At 65.0% G+C, this 25,994-nt stretch carries 26 protein-coding genes and 1 pseudogene; 17 read left to right on the top strand and 10 right to left on the bottom strand.

Annotated elements, in window-relative coordinates; translation table 11 throughout:
* The first annotated feature begins 290 nt into the window (after nucleotides 1–290).
* From IF809_RS23435 to IF809_RS23400, 8 genes are all read left to right on the top strand, one after another.
* Nucleotides 291–1,418, top strand: coding sequence for an alpha-hydroxy acid oxidase (locus tag IF809_RS23435; protein WP_462838693.1), 1,128 nt, complete (start codon nucleotides 291–293; stop codon nucleotides 1,416–1,418).
* 4 nt (nucleotides 1,419–1,422) lie between these two features.
* Nucleotides 1,423–2,049: an HAD family hydrolase gene (locus tag IF809_RS23430; protein WP_462838692.1), complete on the top strand. Its 627-nt coding sequence runs from the start codon at nucleotides 1,423–1,425 to the stop codon at nucleotides 2,047–2,049.
* 164 nt (nucleotides 2,050–2,213) lie between these two features.
* Complete coding sequence (locus tag IF809_RS23425; RefSeq protein WP_462838691.1) at nucleotides 2,214–2,411, top strand: hypothetical protein; 198 nt, start codon at nucleotides 2,214–2,216, stop codon at nucleotides 2,409–2,411.
* A gap of 232 nt (nucleotides 2,412–2,643) precedes the next feature.
* Entirely contained in the window at nucleotides 2,644–2,829 is a 186-nt protein-coding gene (locus tag IF809_RS23420; protein WP_462838690.1) for a hypothetical protein, read from the top strand.
* Nucleotides 2,830–2,986: 157 nt separating this feature from the next.
* The gene (locus IF809_RS23415; protein WP_453978727.1) at nucleotides 2,987–4,198 is read left to right on the top strand and encodes a molybdopterin molybdotransferase MoeA; all 1,212 of its coding nucleotides are present in this window, start codon (nucleotides 2,987–2,989) and stop codon (nucleotides 4,196–4,198) included.
* 176 nt (nucleotides 4,199–4,374) lie between these two features.
* Nucleotides 4,375–5,076: a transcriptional repressor LexA gene (lexA, locus tag IF809_RS23410; protein ID WP_128966471.1), complete on the top strand. Its 702-nt coding sequence runs from the start codon at nucleotides 4,375–4,377 to the stop codon at nucleotides 5,074–5,076.
* A gap of 169 nt (nucleotides 5,077–5,245) precedes the next feature.
* Nucleotides 5,246–5,440 (top strand): hypothetical protein, encoded by a 195-nt coding sequence (locus tag IF809_RS23405; RefSeq protein ID WP_453990740.1) that lies wholly within the window; start codon nucleotides 5,246–5,248, stop codon nucleotides 5,438–5,440.
* A 209-nt stretch (nucleotides 5,441–5,649) separates the two neighbouring features.
* Nucleotides 5,650–6,084: a hypothetical protein gene (locus IF809_RS23400; protein ID WP_128966473.1), complete on the top strand. Its 435-nt coding sequence runs from the start codon at nucleotides 5,650–5,652 to the stop codon at nucleotides 6,082–6,084.
* A 10-nt stretch (nucleotides 6,085–6,094) separates the two neighbouring features.
* Here the strand turns inward: IF809_RS23400 and IF809_RS23395 are convergent, their stop codons facing one another.
* The 4 genes and pseudogenes from IF809_RS23395 to IF809_RS23380 form a co-directional block, all read right to left on the bottom strand.
* Nucleotides 6,095–8,374 (bottom strand): ComEC/Rec2 family competence protein, encoded by a 2,280-nt coding sequence (locus tag IF809_RS23395; protein WP_462838689.1) that lies wholly within the window; start codon nucleotides 8,372–8,374, stop codon nucleotides 6,095–6,097.
* A gap of 98 nt (nucleotides 8,375–8,472) precedes the next feature.
* Nucleotides 8,473–8,706, bottom strand: coding sequence for a DUF2171 domain-containing protein (locus tag IF809_RS23390; protein WP_453978725.1), 234 nt, complete (start codon nucleotides 8,704–8,706; stop codon nucleotides 8,473–8,475).
* Nucleotides 8,707–8,796: 90 nt separating this feature from the next.
* Nucleotides 8,797–9,182: pseudogene (locus IF809_RS23385) on the bottom strand (nuclear transport factor 2 family protein).
* A 9-nt stretch (nucleotides 9,183–9,191) separates the two neighbouring features.
* Nucleotides 9,192–10,871 carry a glutamine--tRNA ligase/YqeY domain fusion protein gene (locus IF809_RS23380; protein WP_462838688.1) on the bottom strand — a complete coding sequence of 560 codons (1,680 nt, stop codon included), beginning with the start codon at nucleotides 10,869–10,871 and terminating at the stop codon, nucleotides 9,192–9,194.
* Between the two features lie 154 nt (nucleotides 10,872–11,025).
* Between IF809_RS23380 and gltX the strand changes: the two genes are divergently transcribed.
* The 9 genes from gltX (at nucleotide 11,026) to IF809_RS23335 (ending at nucleotide 20,998) form a co-directional block, all read left to right on the top strand.
* Nucleotides 11,026–12,453, top strand: coding sequence for a glutamate--tRNA ligase (gene gltX, locus IF809_RS23375; RefSeq protein ID WP_453978722.1), 1,428 nt, complete (start codon nucleotides 11,026–11,028; stop codon nucleotides 12,451–12,453).
* 145 nt (nucleotides 12,454–12,598) lie between these two features.
* Nucleotides 12,599–13,903, top strand: a complete 1,305-nt coding sequence (gene gltA / locus IF809_RS23370) for a citrate synthase (protein WP_453978721.1) — start codon at nucleotides 12,599–12,601, stop codon at nucleotides 13,901–13,903.
* 100 nt (nucleotides 13,904–14,003) lie between these two features.
* A complete protein-coding gene (locus IF809_RS23365; protein WP_462838687.1) occupies nucleotides 14,004–14,708 on the top strand; it encodes a hypothetical protein in 705 nt (234 codons plus the stop codon).
* Nucleotides 14,709–14,821: 113 nt separating this feature from the next.
* The gene (locus IF809_RS23360) at nucleotides 14,822–15,994 is read left to right on the top strand and encodes an ROK family transcriptional regulator (RefSeq protein ID WP_453978719.1); all 1,173 of its coding nucleotides are present in this window, start codon (nucleotides 14,822–14,824) and stop codon (nucleotides 15,992–15,994) included.
* A gap of 57 nt (nucleotides 15,995–16,051) precedes the next feature.
* Nucleotides 16,052–17,338, top strand: coding sequence for an ABC transporter substrate-binding protein (locus tag IF809_RS23355; protein ID WP_462838686.1), 1,287 nt, complete (start codon nucleotides 16,052–16,054; stop codon nucleotides 17,336–17,338).
* Nucleotides 17,335–18,258, top strand: coding sequence for a carbohydrate ABC transporter permease (locus tag IF809_RS23350; protein WP_462838685.1), 924 nt, complete (start codon nucleotides 17,335–17,337; stop codon nucleotides 18,256–18,258). The genes IF809_RS23355 and IF809_RS23350 overlap by 4 nt, the downstream gene beginning before the upstream one ends.
* On the top strand, nucleotides 18,251–19,108 hold the full coding sequence (locus IF809_RS23345; RefSeq protein ID WP_453990726.1) for a carbohydrate ABC transporter permease: 858 nt from the start codon (nucleotides 18,251–18,253) through the stop codon (nucleotides 19,106–19,108). The genes IF809_RS23350 and IF809_RS23345 overlap by 8 nt, the downstream gene beginning before the upstream one ends.
* A 10-nt stretch (nucleotides 19,109–19,118) precedes the next feature.
* Nucleotides 19,119–20,234 carry an ABC transporter ATP-binding protein gene (locus tag IF809_RS23340; protein WP_453978715.1) on the top strand — a complete coding sequence of 372 codons (1,116 nt, stop codon included), beginning with the start codon at nucleotides 19,119–19,121 and terminating at the stop codon, nucleotides 20,232–20,234.
* The gene (locus IF809_RS23335) at nucleotides 20,231–20,998 is read left to right on the top strand and encodes an SDR family NAD(P)-dependent oxidoreductase (RefSeq protein ID WP_453978714.1); all 768 of its coding nucleotides are present in this window, start codon (nucleotides 20,231–20,233) and stop codon (nucleotides 20,996–20,998) included. Before IF809_RS23340 ends, IF809_RS23335 begins: the two co-directional genes overlap by 4 nt.
* 102 nt (nucleotides 20,999–21,100) lie before the next feature.
* Here IF809_RS23335 and lpxB read toward each other — a convergent pair whose 3' ends face one another.
* From lpxB to IF809_RS23305, 6 genes are all read right to left on the bottom strand, one after another.
* Entirely contained in the window at nucleotides 21,101–22,282 is a 1,182-nt protein-coding gene (gene lpxB / locus IF809_RS23330; protein ID WP_462838684.1) for a lipid-A-disaccharide synthase, read from the bottom strand.
* Entirely contained in the window at nucleotides 22,279–23,136 is an 858-nt protein-coding gene (locus IF809_RS23325; RefSeq protein ID WP_164939024.1) for an LpxI family protein, read from the bottom strand. The genes lpxB and IF809_RS23325 overlap by 4 nt, the downstream gene beginning before the upstream one ends.
* A gap of 19 nt (nucleotides 23,137–23,155) precedes the next feature.
* Nucleotides 23,156–23,947 (bottom strand): acyl-ACP--UDP-N-acetylglucosamine O-acyltransferase, encoded by a 792-nt coding sequence (gene lpxA / locus IF809_RS23320; RefSeq protein WP_462838683.1) that lies wholly within the window; start codon nucleotides 23,945–23,947, stop codon nucleotides 23,156–23,158.
* A gap of 195 nt (nucleotides 23,948–24,142) precedes the next feature.
* On the bottom strand, nucleotides 24,143–24,604 hold the full coding sequence (gene fabZ / locus IF809_RS23315; RefSeq protein WP_128966488.1) for a 3-hydroxyacyl-ACP dehydratase FabZ: 462 nt from the start codon (nucleotides 24,602–24,604) through the stop codon (nucleotides 24,143–24,145).
* Entirely contained in the window at nucleotides 24,601–25,668 is a 1,068-nt protein-coding gene (gene lpxD / locus IF809_RS23310) for a UDP-3-O-(3-hydroxymyristoyl)glucosamine N-acyltransferase (RefSeq protein ID WP_453978711.1), read from the bottom strand. The genes fabZ and lpxD overlap by 4 nt, the downstream gene beginning before the upstream one ends.
* 136 nt (nucleotides 25,669–25,804) lie before the next feature.
* Nucleotides 25,805–25,994 (bottom strand): BamA/TamA family outer membrane protein (locus IF809_RS23305; protein ID WP_462838682.1); only part of this gene is annotated, 190 nt, incomplete at its 5' end.

The following is a 25,994-nucleotide window of genomic DNA, read 5'->3' as shown; positions in this document are numbered from 1 at the left end:
GCTTAGCGGTTCTTTTTGAGGCTTGGCAGCCGCCATGCAAATGGCGATCCAAGCCGGTTCTCACAATATCATTCTGGTTTCTTCAAGGCCGGCCTGCCACGCCGGCGGGTACGCGGTAAAAATCCCTTCGCCCTGAACCTAAACATTTGGCAACGTTCGGAAGACCGGCCCCGGGAGAGCGGGAATCGGCCGCCGAGCCACGCCTCGCAGCTATGCGATTTTAGGATGGTTTTGGAGGGCCGAACCGGATAGGCGATGGCATAAGGCTTCAAATTCTCGGGAGGACAACAATGAACGAAGCGCTCCGGCCGGAACGGAACGTCGAACTCGGCGCCAGCAACGAGCCGTTCCAGAACCTGCACGAGTTCATCCGAAAGGCCCGCGCCAATCTCAACCAGAATGCCTGGGACTACATCGTCGGCGCGGCCGAGACCGAAACCACGATGCGCCGCAACCGGATGGCATTGGACGAGATCGCCTTCCGCCCGCGCGTGCTGCGCGACGTGCGGAAGGTCGACGGCTCGGTCGAGCAGTTCGGCCGCAGGATGCGCCTGCCCGTGGTGCTCGCGCCCGTCGGCGCGCTGGAGATCTTCGATCCGCACGGTGCGGCGAGCGTTGCACGCGCCGCCGGCAGCTTCGGGGCGTCGCACATGCTCAGCTCCGTCTCCGAGCCAGGCCTGGAAAAGACCGCCGAAGCCGCTCCCGATGCGCTGCGCATGTATCAGCTCTATGTCCGCGGCGATGACGCGTTCGTTGCCGACGTCGTCAGCCGCGCCGAGAAGGCCAATTATGCGGCCTTCTGCCTGACCGTCGACACCGCCCATTACAGCCGACGCGAGCGCGACATTGCCAAGCGCTATGTACGCGAGAGCCGCCTGCGCGCCACCGGCGGCGATTTCCAGAAGGGACTGGAATGGCGGACCGTGAAGATGATCAAGGACAAGTTCAGGATTCCGCTGATACTCAAGGGTATCGCCACGGCCGAGGACGCGCAGATCGCGGTCGATCACGGCGTCGAGTGGATCTACGTCTCCAACCACGGCGGACGCCAGCTCGATCACGGCCGCGGCGCCATGCATGTGCTGCCCGAGATCGTCGATGCCGTGAAGGGTCGCGCCCGGATCATGGTCGACGGCGGCATCTGCCGCGGCACCGACATCGTCAAGGCGATCGCCGCCGGCGCCGACCTCGTCGGCATCGGCCGGCTGCAATGCTGGGCGCTGGCCGCCGCCGGCGAAACTGGTGTGGCGCGCATGCTGGAACTACTGGAGGACGAGGTGCTGCGCTGCCTCGGTCTGCTGGGCGCCACCTCGTTCGCCGAGGTCAACAAATCCTGCCTGCACCCGGCCACAGCAACCAACGCGCCGAGCGTGTTCAGCGCGTTCCCGCTGTTCGACCACGAGCCTTACCGGTACTGACGCAATGACTTCGCTTTCTCCCGGCAGCGCGGATGCGCTTCTGTTCGACCTCGGGCGCGTGGTGCTCGACATCGATTTCTCCAAGGCGATCGCCTGCTGGGCACAACACGCGGGGTGCAAGCCCGAAGCCATCGTCGCGCGCTATGTGCGCGACAGCGAGGCCTATCGGCTGCACGAGGTCGGCAAGCTCAGCGACGAGGACTATTTCGCCTCGTTGCGCGCCTCGCTCGGCATCGGCATTTCGGATGCGCAATTCCTCGAGGGATGGAATGCGATCTTCGCCGGCGAGATGCCCGAGATCGCGGAGCTGCTGCCGCGCGCGGCGAAACGGATGCCGCTCTATGCGTTCTCGAACACCAATCGGCCCCATGTGGACCATTTCTCGAAGGAATATGCCGACCTGCTTGGCCATTTCCGCGAGATGTATCTGTCCTCCAGCATCGGCCTGCGCAAGCCGGACGCCGAAGCCTTCGACCATGTCGTCGCCGCAATGGGCATACCGGCAAACCGGATCGTGTTCTTCGATGACCTTGCCGAGAACATCGAAGGCGCGCGGGCCCGCGGATTGCAGGCCGTGCACGTGACGTCGCCCCTCGACGTCGGGCATGCACTGAAGGAGCTGGGGATCTGATCTGGCGGCTCCGATCTTTCAGGGCGGCGGCTGCAGGAACTATTTCGCCCAAAGATGTGGAACCAACTCACTTTGTGCATTTTTATACAGAGTTCCGGGAACGAATGCCTGCTTCCGGGACTCATGAGTCCGTTGGGAATTCTACATCGGACGGACGTATCGACGTGTTGGGCAAAACCTATCTCACCAGGCAGGCCTCCCTGCTGATGAAATTCGCCAGAACCACCTCGGATTCTGAGCTTTCCGCCAAGCTGATCAGCAAGGCTGCCGATCTGAAGGCCCAGGCCGATCCGATGCCCGACAGGGATCAAGGGCTCCAAGCACCGGACGTGACGTCGAACGTGGATCCGACGAGGTCGTGATCCGCACGGGCGTGACGGCCAAAGGCATGCGGCTCCGCGGCAACAACGCCTGATTGCCGCCTTTCTCTGCTTGTTCCCGCTCTGAAACTGCGCTCCTATGCTGCATTGCAACTCGTGGAGGTTGAAATGCGCGCCGGCGTGCTTTCGAAGGACGCCGTATTGGACCTCGTGGGGGCGATCTACGACGCTGCGGTCGAACAGGGGCGCTGGTCGAGCGTGATGGAGCGCATCGATGAGCCGTAGGCGGTCGCGTACTGTTTGGCATCTACGCCCCGGCAACGGTCTTTCGAGCCTGCTGTCGCCGCGCATCGATCCCGCCCGCGTGCACGATCTGCTTGGCTGGGCGCCGCGCAATCCTTTGTTGCCGCTCAGCGTCGGCAGGACGCCGGGCGCGCAGTCATCTGTCGAAGATTTTTGACAAGACCGGCGTCAGCCGGCAGGCCGAGCTGGTGCGGCTGTTGATGCAGAAGTAGCTCACGTCAGCGCCCGCTTACCATTTTGCCTCGCGGCGCGCTCTCGGCTAGAACGCTTGCCGCAACGTGATCATTGCCTCGCCCAAGCAGGAGCTTTCACCCGTGGCCCTCATGCCGGTTTCCGACGCGCTCGCCGCGGTGCTTGGCGGCGCGGAGCCGCTGCCGGAAGAAATGATTGCCCTCGATGAGGCCTTCCATCGCGTGCTTGCGCGCGATGTCGCGGCGCGGCGCACGCAACCGCCGCAAGCGATGTCAGCGATGGATGGCTATGCCGTCCGCGCGGCAGACGCGGCAAGGGTGGACGCGCAGCTCACCGTCATTGGAGAGGTCGCGGCCGGACGGCCCTTCGCGGGAGCTGTCGGCGCTGGTGAAGCGGTACGAATCTTCACCGGCGGCGTCGTTCCCGATGGCGCGGACGCCGTCGTCATCCAGGAGGACACGGTCACAGACGGCAAGCGCGTCACGATCAAAGAGGCTGCGACTCGCGGCCGGCACATCCGCCCCGCAGGCATCGACTTTCACGAAGGCGACGTGCTGCTCCGTCAGGGGACCCGATTGACCGATCGCGGGCTCGCGCTCGCAGCCGGCATGAACCACCCGCAGCTTCCCGTTCGCCGCCGTCCGAAGGTCGCGATCCTCGCCACCGGCGACGAGCTGGTGATGCCGGGCACCACCCCCGGTCATGGCCAGATCGTCTATTCCAACGGCTATGCCCTGCACGCGCTCGCCCGCAGCGAGGGCGCCGACACAATCGACCTTGGCGTCGCCGCCGATACGCTCGAAGCCACCACCGCGGGCATCCGCCGCGCGCGCCAGTCCGGCGCCGACATCCTGATCACGACCGGCGGCGCCTCGGTCGGCGACCACGATCTGGTGCAGCAGGCGCTCCAGGACGAAGGCACCTCGATGGCGTTCTGGAAGATCGCGATGCGGCCGGGAAAGCCGATGATGCACGGGCGGCTCGGGGCCATGCGCGTGATCGGCCTGCCTGGCAATCCCGTGTCATCCTACGTGTGCGGTTTCCTGTTCATGGTGCCGCTGATTCGCGCGCTCTCAGGCCATTCGCTGGTTCATCACTGCCGTGAACGCGCGGTGCTCGGGCGCGATGTCCGCGCCAACGACCAGCGCGAGGATTACCTCCGCGCGCGTCTCGAAGTACGCGACGATGGCACGCTCATCGCCGTTCCCGTCGATCATCAAGACTCCTCGCTGCTTGCGAATCTCGCTGCGGCACAGGCACTTCTCGTGCGCCCGCCGTTCGCGCCCAAGGCCGAAGCGGGAGCGCCTTGCGAGGTGCTGCGACTGCCTGTTTGAACACAGAGTTCGCAACCGTTCCGCGAACTTTGTCGCGTTCACGGTAAATTAAGCAGTTGCGGAACATGTATCGAACATATAGTGTCCGTTCATGATTTGTTTCGAGCATGTAACGGCTTGTCGCTGACTTCAGCGTCTCGGAATCGAACGACATCGTCAGGGGGATTTTGGTCGAGATGTTAACGCGCAAACAATACGAGCTCCTGCGGTTCATCAGCGAGCGGCTGAAGGAAAGCGGCGTGCCGCCCTCCTTCGACGAGATGAAGGACGCGCTCGATCTGCGTTCGAAGTCGGGCATCCACCGCCTGATCACCGCGCTCGAGGAGCGTGGCTTCATCCGCCGCCTGCCGAACCGCGCCCGCGCGATCGAAGTGATCAAGCTGCCCGAGCTCCAGGCCGCCGCCGGCAACCGCCGCGGCTTCACCCCGAGCGTGATCGAGGGCAATCTCGGCAAGGTGCGCACGACATCGAGCCCGCCCGCCGACGAGGGCGAGCGCCCCGTCGCAGTGCCGGTGATGGGCCGCATCGCGGCTGGTACGCCGATCGAGGCGCTGCAGACCCGCAGCCACACCATCAGCGTCCCGCCGGACATGCTCGGCGCAGGCGAGCACTACGCACTCGAAGTGCGCGGCGATTCGATGGTCGATGCCGGCATTCTCGACGGCGACATGGCGCTGATCCAACGCAACGAGAGTTGCGACACCGGCGATATCGTGGTCGCGCTGATCGACGACGAGGAAGCCACCCTGAAGCGCTTCCGCCGCCGCGGCGCCTCCATTGCGCTCGAGCCGGCGAATGCCGCCTATGAAGTCCGGATCCTCCCGCCCAACCGGGTGAAGATCCAGGGCAAGTTGATCGGGCTGTACCGGAAGTACTAAGCGCTCTCGCGCGAGCAAACGATGGAGCGGACGATTGTCCGCTCCGGCTGTATAGTCTTTCTGGTTTTGCACAGATTATCCGGCCATCTCTCCAGCGCTAAATCCTCGGCAGGCTGCAACGAAGCGAAGCCTTCATTGCTTCAAAGGCCTTGAGACCGAGGAGACCACCATGCGCAAGATCATCCTGAGCACCGTCACGACCGCGCTGATCGCCGCGTCAGCGCCGAATGCCTTCGCCGCGCAACCGCAGCATCACCTCCGCAAGGCGCAGCAAGCGACAAGCCAGCAATCCCGCAACGCCCTCAACTCCGTCCAGCAGTCGGCCTGGCCATATTCGGGCTGGTCGGCACCGGCCGGACATTGATGCTGCGGATATTGATGCAGAAGGTCCGCCGAATGCACCGGAGCAGGCTTTGTTCCTAGGCGTTCGGGAAAGATATTGTGATTATCGCCAGCGGACCCAAGCCGCAGATTTGCCTACAACCAAGCAGAGCCTCGCAGACTTACACTCTGATAGAGGCCTGTGCCTCCAGGACAGAGGCGCGGGTTGCTATCCTGATAGAGGAGCACCCGATGTGTGACTATAGCCTGCATGCCGTCGCAACGCGTCCCGCAGAAGTCGGCGAGACGATCGTCACGACAACATTCCGCGGCACCTCGACACGCGGCTTCGCCTCCGAAGCCGACATGTCCGTCGCGGTCTGCCTGCTGCCGGGAACGGAGCTCGCCTTCGCCGATAACGTCCGCTACGACAACAGGTGGATCTGGACGCGCACCGTCAACTCGCGCGTCGGCAAGTTCGGCAAGATCGATCCGCACGTTCCCGATCGTCATCACGACGCGATCGAATTCCCCGATGGCAAATATGTCTTGGTGACCCAGCTCGTCGAAGGCCAGCGCGCCACCGTTCTGCAACTGCCCGTGACCCAGCCGCTCGGCGAGCGCGAGCACAAGCCGCAGATCATCGCCGACAGTCGTCCGACACCGCCGCGTCTGCCGATCGGCTGAAAGACCGGTTTTAGTCCTCGGCCTGGAAGTCGGCCTCCGACGGAGTTGCGTCCCGAGCGCGTGGCGCCGCCGACCGTGGCATGAGGGTCAGTTCGAAATCTCCTTCGCCGGCTGCCGCCGGCGACCAGGGGCGGTTTGCGCCCCTCGCCCTTACCGACTGGACCGCGAAACCGTCGCCGCGCTGCGTCAGCGCCAACGCGCCTTGTCGCGCAAGACGCGGCCGATCGACCACCATCGCGGCGCAATCCGGCGGTGCCGGCCTTGATGTCACCACCAGCGCGGCCCGAGTGCAATCATCGGCCAGCGCATCGCTGTGCAGCGCCAGCGCGATCATGCGACCATCGGCGAGTGGCGCCACGCAACCGGACTCGTCGCACGACACCCCGTCACCGAGCGCGGCACTGCCGGCATCGCGCGGGTCAGCGTCGGCCGCGAGCCACTCCTTGAGCAGAAAAGCGTCCTTGTTCGTCCTGATCAGATGCAGCTGCCCGTCCCTGCCCCGCACCGCGACGTTCTGGCCGTTACCGGCAACGAGAATGTCGGGCTGCCGAACCGACAGGGCCCAGATCGTTGCCGCCACGAGCACGAGCGCACCCGACCAGCGCAGCGGCGTGCGCAGCAGGCCCATCAGGACGAGGCCGAGGCTCGCAGCAACCAGCGGCGCAGTACCGAAGGCGGCGACATGGCCGACCGCGCCTGGCAATGCCGCCACCCAGCGCGTGACCACAATCATCCAGTCGATGCCAATCCCCATCAGCCACCAGAACACACCGTCCAGTCCGAATGGTGCTGCGAGCAATCCCAACAGCCCGGCCGGCATCACCAGCGCGGAGACCACCGGCATCGCAGCGAGATTGGCGAGCACGCCGTAGGGCGTGACGCGATGAAAGTGAAAGGCGGCGTAAGGCGTAGTGGCGAGCCCCGCGATCATCGAGGCCATGAACAACATCGCGATCTCGCGGCCGCCCCACAGCGCGATCCGCGCAGTCGTCGAATGATCGGGAGATGCAAACAGGTTCGGCATGCCGATCTGCACCAGCGCCACCAAGCCGAGCGTCGCGGCGAACGACATCTGGAAGCTCGGATGCACCAGCGCTTCCGGTGCGGCCGCGAGCACGATCAGCGCAGCCACCGCCAGCGTGCGGAACGTGATGGCGCGGCGATCCACCATCACCGCGATCAGCACCACCGCGGTCATGAAGAACGATCTCTGGGTTGCGACCTCCGCGCCCGAGAGCAGCAGATAGAATGCGGACGCGGCCAGCGCGGCTGCGGCCGACCATTTCTTGATGGGAAAACCGGCCGCAAGGCCCGGGATCAGCGCCAGCAGCGCACGAACGGTGAAGAACACGACACCGGCGACGACGGCCATGTGGTAACCGGAAATCGAGAGGACGTGGCCCAGCCCGGAGATGAACATCGCGTCGTTGACGGGCGTGGTGATCGCATCGCGGCGACCGGTCAGGAGCGCGGTCGCGATCGCCCTGTTGTCGCCATCGAGCGTGGCACGAATGCGTGCGTCGATCGCATCGCGCAGGCCCTGCATGAAAGCGGAATAACGCAAGCCCCAGCCGCCGACATCGGCAGGGGCGGACACCGTGATTGCGCCCATCGCAAAGCCGGACGCGCCGATGCCCTGGAAGAACATGTCGCGCGAAAAGTCGTAGCTGCCGGGCCGCAGCGGCGCGAGCGGCGGCATCAGCCGCGCCTTCAACTGCACGAAGCTGCCGACATCGGGCGCCGTCCCCTTGCGCACGGAGAGGCGGACGCGATCGAGCGTAACGTCGCTGCGCTGGGCCTCCATCGCGGTGACGCGCAGCACGAAGAGGTCGGTGCGTTCGCGGATGTCGCGGGTCTCGACGAAGCCCGACAGCGACACCGAATAGAGCGGCTTTGCGAGCACGGTGTGGGCGATGCGTGCTGTCTTCCAGGTCGCCAGGGCAAAGCCGGCCGCGACGGCTGCGATCAGAATCGTGGGTGCAAACAGCCGGCTCCGCCGCAACAGGATCGCACCAAGCGTCAGCGCCAGAGCCGTGGTCGCGGCGACCCACAGCACCGGTTCGTGATCGGCGGCAAAGTAGAGCGCGATACCGCAGCCGAAAGCGATGGGCACCCACGGGAACAGCCGCCCGGCGCCGGCTTCCGCCTTAGCCCATTCCCGCAGCGTCCCGACGATTGCGGGCCAGGCGCCAAAGCCCGCCGGCACGAAGCCGCCGGCCGATGCGATCCGGCCTGCCGGCCAGGTCCCGGCCAGACCCTGAGAGCGTACGGACCGGCCCTGCTCCGCCATTCCCCGGCAACCCCTGCGATATTAGATGGGCGCAGAGACTACCGGAACGTGCAGGCCGCCGAATAGCGGTACGGATCAGGAACGAAGGCGCTGGGTTTCTACTTTTCCTCTTCCATCGTCACGGCCACCTCGGCGTTGGCCGACAACCGAACCTTGTTGCCCTCGACCCCAGCGACGAGGCCCTTGTCGATGAAATGGTGATGCCCCTTGTGGCTGCCCTCGCCGCTGTCCTTCCTGGTCAGCTTGATGCGGTTGCCCTCGACGCGATCGACGGTGCCGACGTGAACGCCGTCGGCGCCGATGACGTCCATATGCTCTGCGATGTTCTGCATGGGTGGTGTCCTTGTTGGGATCCACGCCCAACGCAGCGGAGGCAGGTTCGTTCGCTCACGGGAATGACGATACCGTGTGCCGCCCCCGCGTCAGATCAGCGGTTCCTTCGCCGAGGCGTGGTGATTGACGATCTTCCAGTCGCCATCCTCGCGCATGATGACCCAGCTCATCTTGACGGCGAGACCGGAACGCTCGCCGGCGAAGCCGAACGTGATGTTGGCGCCCATGTTGATGAGGTCCGGCCCCGCCTGCGCCGCCTCCACCTCGGAGAACGCGCGCTCGGCTTGCGCCAGCGCGGCAGGCCGTTGAAATAGTCTGCGACGCCGTCCCTTCCCCGATAGAGTCTTGGATTGGAGCCGAAGAAGAATGCGTTCTTCGCATAAAGCGACGACAGTGCGGCCGCATCGAGCGTCGCGAAGCCGGCACACCATTTCGCGATGATCGCGGAAACGATGGCGTCAGCCTCACTGCTCATGCTCGCCTCTCAACCCTTGGCGACTTCCTTGGCGAACGTATCGCGCAAGCCGATGGTGCGCGAGAACACCGGTCTGGCGGGCGTCGAGTCCTTGTCGCGCACGAAGTAGCCCTGGCGCTCGAACTGCATCGGCTCGGTCGAATTGCTCTCGGCAACCGAGACCTCGACCCGCGCGTCGGAGAGGATCTCCAGCGAGCTCGGATTGAGGTCGGCCGTGAAATTCGAGGCGTCCGGGCTTGGATTGGCGAACAGCTGGTTGTAGACGCGGATCTCGGCGGGCACGGAGGTTGCTGCCGGCAGCCAATGCATGGTCGCCTTGACCTTGCGACCGTCAGGCGCGTTGCCGCCCTTGGTCGCGGGATCATAGGTGCAGCGCAGCTCCACCACCTCGCCCTTGTCGTTCTTGATCACGCCGGTGCATTTGACGAAATAGGCGTAGCGCAGCCGCACCTCGTTACCCGGCGACAGGCGGAAGAACTTCTTGGGCGGGTTCTCCATGAAGTCGTCCTGCTCGATATAGAGCTCGCGGCCGAAATTGATCTTGCGCGTGCCGGCGCTGGGATCGTCGGGATGGTTGATCGCCTCGAGCTCCTCGCTCTGCCCTTCCGGATAGTTCTCGATCACGACCTTGAGCGGCTTCAGGACCGCCATGCGGCGCTGCGCCGTGCGGTTCAGCTCCTCGCGGATGCAGAACTCCAGCATGCCGACATCGACGACGCTGTTCGCCTTGGCGACGCCGATGCGCTTGACGAATTCGCGCAAGGCCGCCGGCGGCACGCCGCGGCGGCGCATGCCCGCGATGGTCGGCATGCGCGGATCGTCCCAGCCCGCGACATGGCCGTCGCGAACGAGCTGGGTCAGCACGCGCTTGGACAGCAGCGTGTAAGTCAAATTGAGCCGCGCCATCTCGTACTGATGCGGCGTGGACGGCACCGGCAGCTTCTCGATGAACCAGTCGTAGAGCGGGCGGTGATCCTCGAACTCCAGCGTGCAGATCGAATGCGTGATGCCCTCGATCGCGTCCGACTGGCCGTGGGCGTAATCGTAGCTGGGATAGATGCTCCACTTGGTGCCGGTGCGCGGATGGTGCGCATGCAGGATGCGGTACAGCACGGGGTCCCGCAGATTGATGTTGCCCGCGGACATGTCGATCTTGGCCCGCAGCACGCGCGCGCCGTTCGGGAATTCGCCCGCCTTCATGCGCCGGAACAGGTCGAGATTCTCATCCACGCTGCGGTCGCGGAACGGCGAGTTCTTGCCGGGCTCGGTCAGCGTGCCGCGCGAGGTGCGGATCTCCTCCTGGGACTGGTCGTCGACGTAAGCCAGCCCGTCGCGGATCAGCTTCTCCGCCCATTCATACAAGCGATCGAAATAGTCCGAGGCGTAGAACAGGTTCTTGCCCCAATCGTAGCCGAGCCAGTGCACGTCGGCCTGGATGGAATCGATATATTCCTGCTCTTCCTTGACCGGGTTGGTGTCGTCGAAGCGCAGATGGCAGCGGCCGGGAAATTCCTGGGCGATGCCGAAATTGAGCGCGATCGACTTGGCATGGCCGATATGCAGGTAGCCGTTCGGCTCCGGCGGGAACCGGGTCACGATCTCCTTGTATTTGCCCTGATCGAGATCGGCCTGGATGATGTCACGAATGAAATCGCGCCCACCCTCACTCGCCACCGGTTCTGTGCTCATCCTAAAATCCTGTAGGGAAATCAGCGGTCCTTCTGCCAAATTCGCGTGGCCCCGCCAAGGGCTAAGCAAGGCCTCAAGCCGTCCGCCGCCGGGCTTTAGTTATGTCCCGTACCTGCTATACACCACCGCTTCCAATGCATAGGCCCTGCCAAGAATGACCGATTCCGTTGTCACGCGCTTTGCGCCCTCTCCGACCGGCTTCCTCCATATCGGGGGCGCCCGCACGGCGCTGTTCAACTGGCTCTATGCGAAGAAGCACGGCGGCAAGATGCTGCTGCGGATCGAGGACACCGACCGTGAGCGCTCCACCGAGGCCGCGATCGGCGCCATCCTCGACGGGCTGAAGTGGCTGGAGCTCGGCTGGGACGGCGAGGTCATCTACCAGTTCAGCCGCGCCGCCCGCCACCGGGAGGTGGCCGAGCAGCTGCTCGCCGACGGCAAGGCCTATCGCTGCTACGCCACCGCCGAGGAGCTTGCCGCCATGCGCGAGAAGGCGCGCGCGGAAGGGCGCACCCGGCTCTATGACGGGATGTGGCGCGACCGCGATCCGGCGACGGCTCCATCCGACGTCAAGCCGACCATCCGCCTGCGCGCGCCGCAGACCGGAGAGACCGTGATCGAGGACCAGGTGCAGGGCCGCGTGGTCTGGCAGAACGAGAACCTCGACGATCTCGTGCTGTTGCGCGGCGACGGCAATCCGACCTACATGCTCGCGGTGGTCGTCGACGACCACGACATGGGCGTCACCCACGTGATCCGCGGCGACGACCATCTGATCAACGCCGCGCGCCAGAAGCAGATCTATGATGCCATGGGCTGGGCGTTGCCGAGCATGTCGCACATCCCCCTGATCCACGGACCTGACGGCTCCAAGCTCTCCAAGCGGCACGGCGCGCTCGGCGTGGACGCCTACCGTGCCATGGGATACCTCCCGGCCGCGCTGCGCAACTACCTCGTCCGGCTCGGCTGGAGCCATGGCGACCAGGAGATCTTCTCGACCGAGGAGATGATCGCCGCGTTCGACCTCGCCAGCGTCGGCCGCGCTGCTGCCCGGTTCGACTTCGCCAAGCTGGAAAACCTCAACGGCCACTACATCCGCCACGCCGACGATCAATCGCTCGTGAAGATGTTCGAGGACGTGCTGGATCATGTCGTGCCCGCCCGCGACGAGATTAAGGCCAAGTTAAACGACACCACGCGGGCCCAGCTTCTCAAGGCCATGCCGGCCCTGAAAGAGCGCGCCAAGACGCTGCTCGAGCTGATCGACGGCGCCTATTTCATCTTCGCCGACCGTCCGCTGCAGCTCGACGCCAAGGCGGCGGCGCTGCTGACGCCTGAGAACCGCAAGCTGATCGGCCAGCTGCATTCCGCGCTGGAGAATGTCGAGACCTGGAGTGGCGCCTCGACGGAGGCCGCGCTCCGCACCTTTGCCGAGGAAAACAGTCTTAAGCTCGGCGCAGTTGCCCAGCCCTTGCGCGCGGCGCTGACCGGGCGCACGACGTCACCCGGTATATTTGAGGTTTTGGACGTCCTGGGACGCCAGGAAAGCCTCGCCCGGCTTAACGACCAGGCTACGACGTAAGTAGGCTATGCAAGCGGCCATCTTGCAGCGCACACAGCAATAATATACCCATCTTGCCGCACATTCTGGAACATCCGGCCTGCCCCATAATCTCCCTTGGGGGACTCCGGCTCCGGCCCGTTTCACCATACATCGGGGACCTCTGATGGACGCAAAAGAAAGCCCAAAGACCGCGACGCTGACGGTTGGAAATAAGAACTACGATCTCCCGATCCTCAGCGGCAGCGTCGGGCCCGATGTCGTCGATATCGGCAAGCTTTACGGCCAGTCCGGCCTGTTCACCTACGATCCCGGCTTCACTTCGACGGCGAGCTGCCAGTCCAAGATCACCTACATCGATGGTGACGCGGGCGTGCTGGAATACCGCGGCTATCCGATCGAGCAGCTCGCCGAGCACGGCGACTTCCTGGAGACCTGCTATCTGCTGCTCTACGGGAATCTGCCGACCGCCGCCCAGAAGAAGGATTTCGACTACCGCGTGACCCATCACACGATGGTGCACGAGCAGATGGCCCGGTTCTTCCAGGGCTTCCGCCGCGACGCCCATCCGATGGCGATCATGGTGGCCGCCGTCGGCGCGCTCGCCGCGTTCTATCACGACTCCACCGACATCAACGATCCCAAGCAGCGCATGATCGCCTCCATGCGCATGATCGCGAAGATCCCGACGCTGGCGGCGATGGCCTACAAGTACACGGTCGGCCAGCCCTTCGTGTATCCGAAGAACTCGCTCGGCTTTGCCGAGAACTTCCTCAACATGTGCTTCGCGGTGCCTTGCGAGGACTACAAGGTCAGCCCGGTGCTGGCCGACGCGCTGGAGAAGATCTTCATCCTGCACGCCGACCACGAGCAGAACGCCTCGACCTCGACGGTACGCATCGCCGGCTCCTCGGGCGCCAATCCGTTCGCGTGCATCGCAGCCGGCATCGCCTGCCTCTGGGGCCCGGCGCATGGCGGCGCCAACGAGGCCGCGCTGAACATGCTCTATCAGATCGGCACGGTCGACAAGATCCCCGAGTTCATCGCCAAGGTGAAGGACAAGAACTCTGAAGTCCGCCTGATGGGCTTCGGTCACCGCGTCTACAAGAACTACGATCCGCGCGCCAAGATCATGCAGAAGATGTGTCACGCCGTGCTCAAGGAGATGGGCCATGGCGACGATCCGATGCTGAAGGTGGCGCTGGAGCTCGAGAAGATCGCGCTCAGCGACCAGTACTTCATCGACCGCAAGCTCTACCCGAACGTCGACTTCTACTCGGGCATCACGCTGAAGGCGATGGGCTTCCCGGTCTCGATGTTCACCGTGCTGTTCGCGGTCGCCCGCACCGTCGGCTGGATCAGCCAGTGGAGCGAGATGATCGAGGATCCGCAGCAGAAGATCGGCCGTCCGCGCCAGCTCTACACCGGCGTCGCCCGCCGCGACTACGTCGCGATCAACGATCGCAAGTAAGTCTTCAGCCGACACGGCTCTCGAGACGGCGCCATCTTACGATGGCGCCGTTTTCGTTTGGCAAGACCACAGGAAGATAAGCAAAGCACGGGGCGAGCGGATGCGGATCACCAACCCGGTCGATGGATGGTTAGAGGTCGTGGCCTGCTCGCCCTTCCCTGATGCGGGCGGCGAGATGGTTCTTTACCCCCGGTGCGAGATGGACGGGGTCATCACCGCCGAACGTCTCGCGGCGACAGCCGTACATTACAGCGGCTATGACGTCCCCAAGACGAAATGGCCGCGCCACGGGATGATGCTCCCCGTGACCGTGGATCTCGCCGATCCCACGCGTTTCAGGATCGAATGGGACTTGGTGCCGACCGGGCCCGAAGCCGCCGACAAGCTTGCGGCGCAATTGCGCGGCGAGCCAGAGGCGGCCGCCGGCGGCCGTCGCCCGTTCCCTCGCGTCTGGCGCGAGACGGTGCATGCCGCAGCATCGCCGTCGCTGGTCAACGGCCTGACGCCACAGCAGACGGAGATCGCGCTGGCAGGCGGTGCCGCAGCCCTCGGCCTGGTCCCCACCATCGCAACGGTCTTGACCGCGTGTGAGGCTGGGCCGAGCAGTGCGCCCGGCGGGACGTGGGACATCACGGTCCGCGTGAGCGATCCCGACGGCGGACCAGGCTGGGAAGCGGTCACGCGCATGTCATTCAGCAGCCCGGACCGCCGGAAACGCCGCACGGCTCCCGGACGCGAGTTGCCCGTCCTGGTCGACCCGGCCAACCGCAAGCGGATCCTCGTCGACGTCGCGCGCCTCTCCTGACCTTGCTGCTACGCACAACAACAAGTCGACGCGTTGCACCCGCAAGCGCTTGACAGGCGAAAGGCTCCGCGCGCAAATTCTTACACTAAGTAAGAATGACGTCAGGGACGGAAATGTCGGAGCAGCCGAGAAGTCGGCGGCAGACGCGCGCTGCCATTTTGACTCACCTGCTTCAGTCGGGAGGCTCGTTCCGGCCGCCGCTGGCCAAGGCCGTGCGCCTGTCGGAAGCGAGCCTGTCGCGCATCCTGTTTGACCTGAAAGCCGAAGGCCTGATCGAGGAAATCAGGCGCCCTGCCCCTTATGTCGGCGGCCCGACCGGCCTCGTCTCGCTGGATGGGACCGTCGCGCTCGCGGGCCTCGAGCTCACCAGCCAGCACCTCAGCGTCGGCGTCGGCGGCCTTGCGGGCGAGCTGCATTACAGCGAGCGAGTGCCGTTGCCGAAAAGAATGACATCCGAGTCCGTTGGCCGGGTGTTTCGCGAAGCGCTGACGTTGCTGCGCGAGTGGACGCGGCGGCGGCGCATCAGCCTCGCACAGATCGGCGTCACCATTCCGGGCCTCGGCCGGCTGAGCGTATCGGGCAACCCGATCATTCCCTGTGACGTCGAACGCATCGGCCAGATGTTCGGCGAATTGTTCACGGACGTCCCGGTCGCCTTCGCCAATTCGGTGGTGGCGCACGCGACCTTTCATCGTTGTCGCACGCACAATTATCCATTCAGCGATGCGCATCTGTTCGTATTTGTCGGCCAGGGCGTCGCGGGGACGTGGATGGATGATCCGAACGAGGGCGATGCGCTCGAGCCGGTCGAGCTTGGCCACATGGTGTTCGAACCCGGCGGCCCGCGTTGCCGCTGCGGTCACCACGGCTGCGTCGAGGCCTATACGTCGCTGCCGGCCCTGGCCGCGCTTCTGGGGACCACCGAAGCCGAGCTGCTCCAGCTCGGCAGTGAATGGATGACCACAATCCCGCTCACATCGCGCACGCGTCGGGAATTGCGCCAGCGGCTGTTCAGGCTTGGCCTTGCCATCGGCAACACGCTGAACGTGAAGCCCTGCCGCGGCGTCGTCATCAGCGGCTGGCCATCCCTTCTCGCAGAAGACGATCGAAAGGCCATCATCGACGGGATCGATGCCTGTCTTCTGGGTGGCCGGACACTGGCGCGGGTGTCGCTCGCCTTCGTGCCGCCCTCGAATGGCAACGATCCGCAGGCCGCGCTCGCCTTCGCCGCGTTCTGCCTGACCAGAAGCGGCGGCATGCCGGCCGCATCGACGGAGGCCGCCTGAAAGAATCCGAATGCGCGGCTCTCGCGCCAGAACTTTCACACCCGGGAGGAACTTGCCATGCCGATCACGACAACAAGGCGCCGTCTGCTCGCTGGATCTGCTGCTGCGCTCGCGCTGCCGGCCTTTGTCCGCGCGCAAGGCGCGGTCAAGCCGCGCCTGACCGTGATTTCGCAATGGTCGGCGGGCAGCGATGGGGCGGCGATCACGGCGCTCGGCAAGAAGTTCGAGGAGAAGGGCGGCGTCTGGCAGCACTCGCCCGTCCCCGGCTTCACCACCGAGATGATGAACAAGCTGCGGGCGCAGATCATCGCGGGCGATCCGCCGGCCTGCTCGCAGCTCAAGGGCCCCGAGATCGCGGCCTGGTCGAAGATTGCGCCGACCGTCGATCTTGACGCCCTCGTCTCGGCGGCCGGTTACGAAAAGGTCGTCGCGCCGGACCTTGCGAGACTGCACAAGCCCGCAGGCAAGTGGATCGCGCTGCCGCTGCAGATCTACAGCACCAACATGCTGTTTCTCTCCAAACGCGCGATGGACAAGGCCAAGGCTGACAAGATCCCCGTCACCTGGGCCGACTTCAACGAGCTCGCCGAGAAGATGAAAGCGGGAGGCGTGCCATATCCGGTCGCCAACGGCGGAACGCGCCCCGATGACGGGCAGAAGTTCGAGGCCGCTTTGGCCGGCATCAGCCCCGCCGTCTACCGCGCGGCCATCATGAATCTCGACGAGAAGGCGCTGCAGGCTCCCGAGATCAAGGCTGCGTTCGCGCAGGTCCGCAAGATCGCCGATTGGATGGATCCCAATGTCGGCGCCCAGCACTTTTCGACCAATTTGAAGCGCTTCGTCGAGGCCGACATGGGCATGATGATCATGGGCGGCTGGGCGCAGGGCGTCTTGCGCAATGCCGGTTTCAAGTTCGAAGACTTCACCATCGTCCCGGGCCCCAGCGACAACGGCAAGCCGGTCTTTCTGTTGAATGCCGATGCCTTCATCTTCTGGCAGCGCAAGGAGGCGGACCTGCAGGCCGGCCAGACGTTGATGGCCCAGCTCGTCATGGATCCGGCGATCCAGACGATGTATTCCCAGATCACCGGGTCGATCCCCGTCCGCACCGACGTCGATCTCTCGGGCGAAGGCTGGTCGGACGGTCAACGGACGACCGCAGCAGCCCTGAAAGACGCGATCGCCAGCAACCAGGCCGTCCTCAGTCTTGCGCACAACATGGCGCAGGAAAACGGCATGACGGCAGCCATGATCGATGTGATCACGGAGTTTGTGAAGAACAAGACCATCAAGCCGGAGCAAGCGGCCACCCGCCTCGCCGAGGCCGTCGAGAGCGCACGTTGAGCTTCGCCGTCTCGACAAGACCCGGACGGCCGGCGGCCACTGACATGGTGCGCCGGCTGCCCGAAGTTCTGATGATCTGGGTGCCGCTGCTGCTTTCGGCAGCGCACCTGGTTGCGTTCTCGATCTGGACGATCTGGATTTCGTTCACACCCTCGACGCTTGTCCCCGTCACGGGCTGGGTGGGCTTGCGCAACTACAACGCCGTCCTGGCGTCGCGGAACTGGCAGATTGCGTTCGATAACCTGCTGCTATTCGGCGTCGCCTTCGTGCTGCTCAGCCTGGTCACGGGCCTCCTGCTCGCGATCCTGCTCGATCAGCGCATTCGCGGCGAGAACGTGCTGCGATCCATTTTCCTCTACCCTTTGGCGGTGTCCTTCGTGGTCACCGGCACGGTCTGGAGCTGGCTGCTCAATCCTGGCCTTGGAATCCAGAAGCTGGTCCACGATCTCGGCTGGACCACGTTCCGGTTCGACTGGCTGATCGACCGTGACATGGCCATCTGGACCATCGTCATCGCAGCAATCTGGCAATCCTCCGGCTTTGCCATGGCGCTCTTCCTCGCCGGCCTGCGCTCCGTCGATGCCGACTTGGTCAAGGCCGCGCAGATCGACGGCGCCGGACCTCTCAGGATTTACCGGCGCGTCATCCTGCCGACGCTTTGGCCGATCACCATTACCGTCATCGTGATTCAGCTGCAGTTCGCGATCTCGACGTTTGACCTCGTCCGCGCGCTCACCAATGGCGGTCCCGGCATAGCGACCCAGCTGCCGGCCCTCGTTGTCTATGACCTGATGTTCCAGCGCAGCCTGCTCGGACGGGGCGCCGCGGCCGCAGTGCTCATGCTGCTGATCCTTCTCGCGGTGTTGCTGCCCTATGCGGCGTGGCGCTACATCCAGCGGCGGCGGACGAACCATGCGTGAGCGAACCTTCGCCCCAAGCCGGGTTGTGATCTACCTCGTCGTTTCGCTGATCGCCGCAGCATGGCTTGCGCCATTGGCCGTTGTGGTTCTGAACTCGCTCCGCACCAACGAGGAGATCGCTCAGGGCTCGATGATCGGCTGGCCTCAGCACTTGGCCTGGAGCAACTACGCCGCCGCCTGGAGCGGATTCTGCGTCGCCGAGACCTGCGCCGGCATCCGGCCGTATATGCTGAACTCCGCGCTCGTGACCATCCCCGCGACGATCTTCTCCACCCTGCTTGGCGCCGTGGCCGGCTACGCGGTGTCACTCTGGCGTTTTCGCGGCGACAGCTGGATCTACGGCATCGTCACGCTCGGCATCTTCCTTCCGCAGCAGATGCGTCTGCTGCCATGGACCATCGTGCTGCGCGACACGGGCCTGATGAATTCGCTGACGGGGCTGGTGGTGATCCACACGATCCAGGGGCTCTCCTTCACGACGCTGTTCTGCCGAAACTACTATGTCGCCATTCCCCATGAATTGATCCGGGCCGCGCGCATCGATGGCGCGGGATTCTTTCGCATTTTCTGGCGCATCATCCTGCCGCTTTCGCCGCCGATCCTGGTCGTCACCGTGATCTGGCAGTTCACGCATATCTGGAACGAGTTTCTCTATGGCGTGACATTCACGACCGGTCAGCAACAGCCGGTCACCGCCGCGCTGATCGCGCTGTCCGCCGCCGTCGCCGATATCCCGCAGCATGGCGTGCAGAGCGCTGCGGTGATCATCGCAGCACTGCCTACGCTGCTGATCTATCTGTTCGGCGGCAGGTATTTCGTACGCGGCCTCACTGCCGGGGCCGTGAAATGATGGATGTGTCATGGCAGCTCTGAGCATTCGCGCCCTGTCAAAGCGCTACGCCAATCTGGAGGTGCTGAAAGGCATCGATCTCGACATCGAGAGCGGCGAATTCACCGTGCTGGTCGGGCCGTCCGGCTGCGGCAAGTCCACGTTGCTCAACATCGTCGCCGGGCTCGATCACCCCAGCGCAGGCAGCGTGGAAATCGGCGGACGTGTCGTCAACGACGTCCCACCCAAGGACCGCGACATCGCCATGGTGTTCCAGTCCTATGCGCTCTATCCGTCGATGACGGTGCGCCAGAACATCACCTTCGGCATGGAATGCCGCCACGTCCCCAAAGCGGAGCAGGACAAGGCGGTGGCGAGTGTCGCCAAATTGCTGCAGATCGAGCCCCTGCTTGGCCGCAAGCCGGCGCAACTGTCCGGCGGTCAGCGCCAGCGCGTGGCGATGGGCCGGGCGCTGGTGCGCGATCCCCTGCTCTTCCTGTTCGACGAGCCGCTCTCCAATCTCGACGCCAAGCTGCGCGTCGAGATGCGCATGGAGATCAAGCGGCTGCACCAACGCATCGGTGCCACCATCATCTACGTCACGCACGACCAGATCGAGGCGATGACGATGGCGACCCGTATCGCCGTAATGCACCGGGGCGTGGTGCAGCAATTCGCCGACCCTGACACGGTCTACCGCTATCCGGCCAATCTGTTCGTCGCCCGCTTCATGGGCTCGCCGCCCATGAACACGATGTCGGCTCGGCTCGAGGCAGATAGCAGCGGCCCAGTGGCGGTGATCGGCGCAGGCCGGCCGGACGAAGTGCGTTTGCGCCTGCAAGGCTATGAGGCTGCCGCGTCCTATGTCGGCCGCGAGGTGGTGCTCGGGATCAGGCCGGAATGCATTGCCGAGGGCGACCGTGTGTTCTCGGGTGCTGCGGAGGCGCCCGTCATCGTCACTGCGCCGGTCGAGTTGGTCGAGCCCACCGGCGCCGAGACCATCGTCCTGCTGCGGCTTGGCGGCGAGCCGGCGCAGGCGCGCATCTCGCCGGACATCCGGCCCGCATCGGGCTCCAGCGCCGCCTTCGCGCTGGACACCCGACGCATCTGCCTGTTCGACCCCGAGACGGAGCGACTGATCGCATGACCCAGACGAGCTATGCCGGCCTCAGAGATCGCGTCGTGGTGATCACCGGAGGCGCCAGCGGCATCGGCGCCGCTTTCGTGCGGGCATTCGCCGCTCAGGGCTCGCGCGTCGCTTTCCTCGACATCGATACGGGGGCCGGCGAAGCGCTGGCGCAGGAGGTGACGAAAACCTCCGGCACGGCACCGCTGTTCGTGCGCTGCGACCTCCTGGACATCGACGCCCTGCGCGTCGCGCTGACAGAGGTGCGCGCATCGCTCGGCGATGCCGCGGTCCTCGTCAACAACGCCGCCAATGACCAGCGCCAGGTGCTTGCAGACGTGACGCCGGAGGATTTCGACTGGATGATCGGCGTCAACCTCAAGCACGTTTTCTTTGCGGCGCAAGCCGTGGTGCCGCAGATGCAGGCGCGCGGCGGCGGTTCGATCATCAACATGTCCTCGGTGGCCTGGATGCGCGGCGCGCCGGCGCTGCCGGTCTACGCCGCGGCGAAGGCGGCGATCGTCGGCTTCACCAACTCGCTGGGGCGCAAGTTCGGGGCCGACCGGATCCGCGTCAACGCGATCGCGCCGGGGATGGTAATCACCGAGCGGCAGCGAAAGCTGTGGTATCCGGACGAGCGGCAGATTGCCGAGATGCGCACCCGCCAGGCCATTCCCGATGCGGTGACGCCGGAGGACATCGCCGACATGGCGCTGTACCTCGCCTCAGATGCGAGCCGGCGCGTCACGTGCCAGTGCTTCAGGGTGGACGGCGGGTTGGCCTGACGGCACGGGAAGTGCCGAAGGGTGGGCAAAGGCGCCCTTGCGCCGTGCCCACCATCTCTCTCGATCGCGAAAATGCGTGGGCACGCTTTCGCTTCGCCCACCCTACAGGACCGTCCCCTTCCGTATCGTCGCGAGCACGATGTCGGCGGCGAGCACGCTCGGCGATTTGTTGCCGGTCGACATGATGGTGTCGAGCTGCGCGAAGGCTTCGACCTGTCGCCGGCGCATCGGGGTGTCCGCCAACACCTCGGACAGGGCGCCGGCGAGCTTCTCCGGCGTGCAATCCTCCTGCAAAAATTCAGGGATCACGTCCTTGCCGATCACGAGATTGGCCAGGATCACCGAGGGCACCTGGATCGCGCGGCGCAGGATGAACGCCTCCATCGCGCCGACGCGATAGGCCGTCACCATCGGGATGCCTGAGAGCGCGAGCTCCAGCGTCACGGTGCCGGACTTCGCCAGCGCCGCGCGCGCGATCCGGAAGGCGGCGCGCTTCTCGGCTTCGCCCACCACGATCTGCGGCTTGACCGGCCAGCTCGCCACGCCCTCGCGGACGGTGGCCTCCAGATGCGACATGGTCGGCAGCATCAATTCGAATGCGCAGCCCTCGGCTTGCAACCGCCCGAGCGCCGCGCCGAACAAGCCGAGATGATGCCGGATTTCGCTGCGACGGCTGCCCGGCAGCACCAAGAGAACCAGCGGCTCGCTGTCGCGGCGCTTCTGCTCGTTCGCATCGGGCCGCAGCGAGGATAATTGCTCGATCAGGGGATGGCCGACATAGCTGCAAGGCGGCCCTTTCAGCTTGCGGTATTCCTCCGGCTCGAACGGCAGCAGACCGAGCACGTGATCGACATAGCCGAGCATCGCGCGCGCCCGGCCCGGCCGCCAGGCCCAGACCGAGGGCGAGACGTAGTCGATGATGGGGATGTCAGGATTCTTCGCGCGCACACGGCGGGCGACGCGATGGGTGAAATCGGGGCTGTCGATGATGACGAGCGCATCGGGCGCGGCGTCGGTCACGGCATCCGCGGTCTCGCGGATCAATCGCAGGATCTTCGGCAGCTGCTGCAGCACCGCGGCAAAGCCGACGATCGACAGCTCCTCGATCGGAAACAACGTCTCGAGCCCCTCGCGCGCCATGGTGCGGCCGCCGACGCCTTCGAACTGCACGCCCTCGCCGAGGCGTTGGCGCAGCACCTTCATCAGCGCGGCGCCGAGCCGATCGCCGGATTCCTCCGTCGCGATCAGGAAGATCTTTCTGATGGGATCGCGGGTCTGCATCACGCGGGCAAACCGACGACGAAGAGATATTTGGCGTCGGCCAGCGCGATCATCGCCTGCGGCTCGGCGGCAATGGTGTTGCCGGCGATCACGGCGACGCCGGCAAGACCGGCCCTGGCGACCCCCTCGATGGTGCGCGGGCCGATCGTCGGCAGGTCGAAGCGCAGATCCTGGCCGCTCTTCGGCGCCTTCACCAGCACGCCGCGTCCCGTGGCGGCGCGGATACGCCCTTCCTCGCGCAGCCGTGCGACCCGCGCCAGCAGCGCATCGGTGCCCTCGATGTCCTCGACCGCCACCACGTGGCCGTCGATCACCACCGCGGCCTGACCGATGTCGAACGGCCCGAGCGCGGCGAGCACCGCGCGCCCGCGTTCGATGTCGCCCTTGGCCTTGTCGGCTGGCCAGGCCCGGCTGATGCAGCCCTCCGGCATCAGCAGGTCGGGCGCGACGTCCTTGATGCCGACCATGCGAAAGCCGTCCTGCTCGAGGAGCCGCCCGACGCCGGACAACAGATGATCATCGCCGCCGCGAAAGGCGCGGATGACGTTGCCGAGCAGCCGCAGCGTCTTGATGTCGAAGCGGATCTCGGTAAGCGAAGGCCGCACCAGGGTGCCGATGAAGATCAGGTCGCGGCAGCCCTCCTCGCGGAACAGCCGCATGGCGCGGCCGAGCTGGCCGACCGAGATCCAGCGGTGGCGGAATTTCTCGACCTGTAGGGGATCGCAGGCGCCGCGCAGCGGGAATAGCACCGGCGTGATGCCGCGCGCGGCGAGCGACTCGGCGACTGCGAACGGCATCGCGCCGCCGCCCGCGACCACGCCGACCGGTGATGAAATCGCAGGAGCCGCCGATGTCATTTCCGCGGCCATTGCAGCATCACTTCTCGACGGTGGGAAGACACAGCGGGCGCTTGCCCTTGCCGATGAAGCCGAGGATTTCGGCGATCGCGGGATCTTCGCTCGCAAGCGGCCGCACCGCCTCCAGCCGTTCGGCGAACGTGCCGGGGCCGTGGAAGAGCTTCTGGTAGAAACCGCGCACGGTCGCGAGCCGCTGCTTGGTGAACTTGCGCCGTTTCATGCCGATCAGGTTGAGGCTCTCCAGCACGGCATACTGGCCGTTGGCAAGCCCGTACGGAATGATGTCGTCGCGCACGCCCGAGAGGCCGCCGACCATCACGTAGGAGCCGATCCGGGTGAACTGGTGCACCGCGGACAGCCCGCCGATGTAGACGGCGTCGCCGATCTCGCAATGGCCGCCGAGCGTCGCCGAGGTGGCGAAGATCGCGTTGTTGCCGACCATGCAGTCGTGGCCGACATGGCTGTTGTTCATGAAATAGCCGTCGTTGCCGACGCGCGTCTTGCCGCCGCCCTTGACGGTGCCGACATTCATGGTCGCGCCTTCGCGGATGACGTTGCCGGAACCGATCTCGAGCGTGGTCGGCTCGCCCTTGTAGCTGAGATCCTGCGGCGCGCCGCCGAGCACCGCGAATGGCGAGATCACGCAGCCATCGCCGACCGCGGTGTGGCCGATGATTGTGACCTGCCCGATCAGCTTGCAATTGGCCCCGATCCGGGCGTTGCGACCGATGACGCAGAAGGGCCCGATCTCGGTGCCCTCGCCGATCACGGCGCCGTCTTCCACCCGCGCGGTGGGGTCGATCTTACTCATCAAGCGATCTTACTTATCAAGAAGGTCTGACTATGTGTTGAACTTGCTCAGCTTTCCGCTGGTTAGCGCGACTGCGCCCGATCTGTCCAGTGACGTATGATCTCGGCGTATTTCAGAAGCCGCCTGAACCAGCCATGCCGCTGGATCAACCATCTCATCCAACGCTTGAACTGTGGCCGCGCTCGGCAAGCCGCCTCAGTCGGTCAGCATCGCCCCGACATCGGCTTCGGCGACGACCGTGCCGTTGACCTTGGCGTCGCCGTGAAACCACCACATCGTCTTGCGGCGGCCGAGCGAGCGCATGTGATACTCGATGGTATCCCCGGGCAGCACGGGTTTGCGGAACTTGCACTTGTCGATGGTGAGGAAATACACCGCCCGCGGCTTCTCGGTGCCCTCGACCGACTTGATGCCGATCACGCCGGCGGTCTGCGCCATCGCCTCGATCATCATGACGCCGGGATAGACCGGACGCTCAGGGAAATGGCCCTGGAACGCCGGCTCGTTGAAGGTGACATTCTTGATGCCGATGCCGCTGTAGTCGGCCCGGATGTTGATCACCCGGTCGATCAGCAACATCGGGAAACGGTGCGGCAGCGTCTGGAGGATCGCATTGATGTCCACCAGCTCGAATTTCACAGGTGATTCCGCCGTCATTCCCGTCCCTCGTCCTTCGGATCGGCCTTGCTGTCGCGTACCAGGCGCTCCACCGCGATGATTTCCTTGAACCATTGTTTGGTCGGCTTGGCAAAAAAACCGCCCCAGCGTCCATTTGGCGGGATGTCGTCCTTGACGCCGCTCATCGCGGTGACCTGGGCCCCGTCGCCGATCTTGAGGTGATTGTTGATGCCAACCTTCGCTCCCAGCGCCACGTTGTCGCCGATGGTCAGGCTGCCCGCGAGCCCGATCTGGGCTGCCAACAGGCAGTTCCGGCCAATCGTCACATTGTGGCCGATCTGGACCTGATTGTCGATTTTGGTGCCCTCGCCGATCACGGTGTCGCGCAGGGAGCCGCGGTCGATGGTGGTGCCGGCGCCGACCTCCACATTGTTCTGGATCAGCACGCGGCCGGTCTGGGGCACCTTCAGATGGCCCTCGGGGCCAAAGAAAATGAAGCCGTAGCCGTCCTGGCCGATCGAGCAACCGGGATGGATCAGCACATTGTTGCCGATCAGCGCGCACTGAATGGCGCTGCGGGCGCCGACATTGCAGTCCCGGCCGATCTTGACGCCGGGACCAAGCACCGCGCCGGCCCCGATCACGGTGCCGCTGCCGATTTCGACCTCGGGACCGATGACGGCCAGCGGCTCGACGATCACGTCGTCCTCCAGCCGCGCCGAGGGATCGATGATGGCCGACGGCGCGATGCCGTCGTTGCCGAACCAGGACTGCGGGCGCAGTGCATCGGCGTGCCATTCCCGCGCAAGCCCGACGAAGGCACGGAACGGTTGCGCCGCCCGCAGCACCGTCACATGCGGCGGGACCTGGGCCTCGAAGCGGGGGCTGACCAGGCAGGCGCCGGCCTTGGTCGCTTTCAGCTCATCGACATATTTGAGATTGTCGAAGAACGCCAAATGCATCGGGCCGGCTTCGTCGAGTGAAGCGATGCCCGTGATGACGTGGCTGCCCCTGCTGGGATCGACCAGTTGCGCCTTGGTCAGCGCAGCGATGTCAGCCAGCGTTGCGGCCGGCGGTTTCTTGAAGAAGGTCGGCTGCGCCATTCCACCTCGTCGCGGTCCGGCTTCGACATGAAGCGGCCAAGCCGCATCATGCCTTATCTCACGGATTGAGCACGATCTTTTTGGCGCCGGCCGCAAGGTTTTCCCAAAGCGGCCGGATCATGCCCTGCTGATCGAATTAGAACGTCGTGCCGCCGCCGAACCGGAATTCCTGCGTGCGGTCATACTTGCCCTTGGTCAGCGGCACCGCGTAGTCGAAGCGCAGCGGACCGAACGGCGAGGCCCAGATCAGGCCGACACCGACTGACGACCGGACGACCTTGCTGTCGTCGTAGATCAGGCCGGTACAGGTGCCGGGCGTCGCCGGA

This window comes from Bradyrhizobium sp. UFLA06-24, from assembly GCF_054967145.1.
This window is presented reverse-complemented; position numbering and strand designations above follow the sequence as displayed.

Bases quoted from the DNA above. Each gene is read 5' to 3' on its own strand.
- IF809_RS23435 (WP_462838693.1), top strand. From the start codon at position 291: ATGAACGAAGCGCTCCGGCCGGAACGGAACGTCGAACTCGGCGCCAGC.
- IF809_RS23430 (WP_462838692.1), top strand. From the start codon at position 1,423: ATGACTTCGCTTTCTCCCGGCAGCGCGGATGCGCTTCTGTTCGACCTC.
- IF809_RS23420 (WP_462838690.1), top strand. From the start codon at position 2,644: ATGAGCCGTAGGCGGTCGCGTACTGTTTGGCATCTACGCCCCGGCAAC.
- lexA (WP_128966471.1), top strand. From the start codon at position 4,375: ATGTTAACGCGCAAACAATACGAGCTCCTGCGGTTCATCAGCGAGCGG.
- IF809_RS23405 (WP_453990740.1), top strand. From the start codon at position 5,246: ATGCGCAAGATCATCCTGAGCACCGTCACGACCGCGCTGATCGCCGCG.
- IF809_RS23400 (WP_128966473.1), top strand. From the start codon at position 5,650: ATGTGTGACTATAGCCTGCATGCCGTCGCAACGCGTCCCGCAGAAGTC.
- IF809_RS23395 (WP_462838689.1), bottom strand. From the start codon at position 8,374: ATGGCGGAGCAGGGCCGGTCCGTACGCTCTCAGGGTCTGGCCGGGACC.
- IF809_RS23390 (WP_453978725.1), bottom strand. From the start codon at position 8,706: ATGCAGAACATCGCAGAGCATATGGACGTCATCGGCGCCGACGGCGTT.
- IF809_RS23380 (WP_462838688.1), bottom strand. From the start codon at position 10,871: ATGAGCACAGAACCGGTGGCGAGTGAGGGTGGGCGCGATTTCATTCGT.
- gltX (WP_453978722.1), top strand. From the start codon at position 11,026: ATGACCGATTCCGTTGTCACGCGCTTTGCGCCCTCTCCGACCGGCTTC.
- gltA (WP_453978721.1), top strand. From the start codon at position 12,599: ATGGACGCAAAAGAAAGCCCAAAGACCGCGACGCTGACGGTTGGAAAT.
- IF809_RS23365 (WP_462838687.1), top strand. From the start codon at position 14,004: ATGCGGATCACCAACCCGGTCGATGGATGGTTAGAGGTCGTGGCCTGC.
- IF809_RS23360 (WP_453978719.1), top strand. From the start codon at position 14,822: ATGTCGGAGCAGCCGAGAAGTCGGCGGCAGACGCGCGCTGCCATTTTG.
- IF809_RS23355 (WP_462838686.1), top strand. From the start codon at position 16,052: ATGCCGATCACGACAACAAGGCGCCGTCTGCTCGCTGGATCTGCTGCT.
- IF809_RS23345 (WP_453990726.1), top strand. From the start codon at position 18,251: ATGCGTGAGCGAACCTTCGCCCCAAGCCGGGTTGTGATCTACCTCGTC.
- IF809_RS23340 (WP_453978715.1), top strand. From the start codon at position 19,119: ATGGCAGCTCTGAGCATTCGCGCCCTGTCAAAGCGCTACGCCAATCTG.
- IF809_RS23335 (WP_453978714.1), top strand. From the start codon at position 20,231: ATGACCCAGACGAGCTATGCCGGCCTCAGAGATCGCGTCGTGGTGATC.
- IF809_RS23325 (WP_164939024.1), bottom strand. From the start codon at position 23,136: ATGACATCGGCGGCTCCTGCGATTTCATCACCGGTCGGCGTGGTCGCG.
- lpxA (WP_462838683.1), bottom strand. From the start codon at position 23,947: ATGAGTAAGATCGACCCCACCGCGCGGGTGGAAGACGGCGCCGTGATC.
- fabZ (WP_128966488.1), bottom strand. From the start codon at position 24,604: ATGACGGCGGAATCACCTGTGAAATTCGAGCTGGTGGACATCAATGCG.
- lpxD (WP_453978711.1), bottom strand. From the start codon at position 25,668: ATGGCGCAGCCGACCTTCTTCAAGAAACCGCCGGCCGCAACGCTGGCT.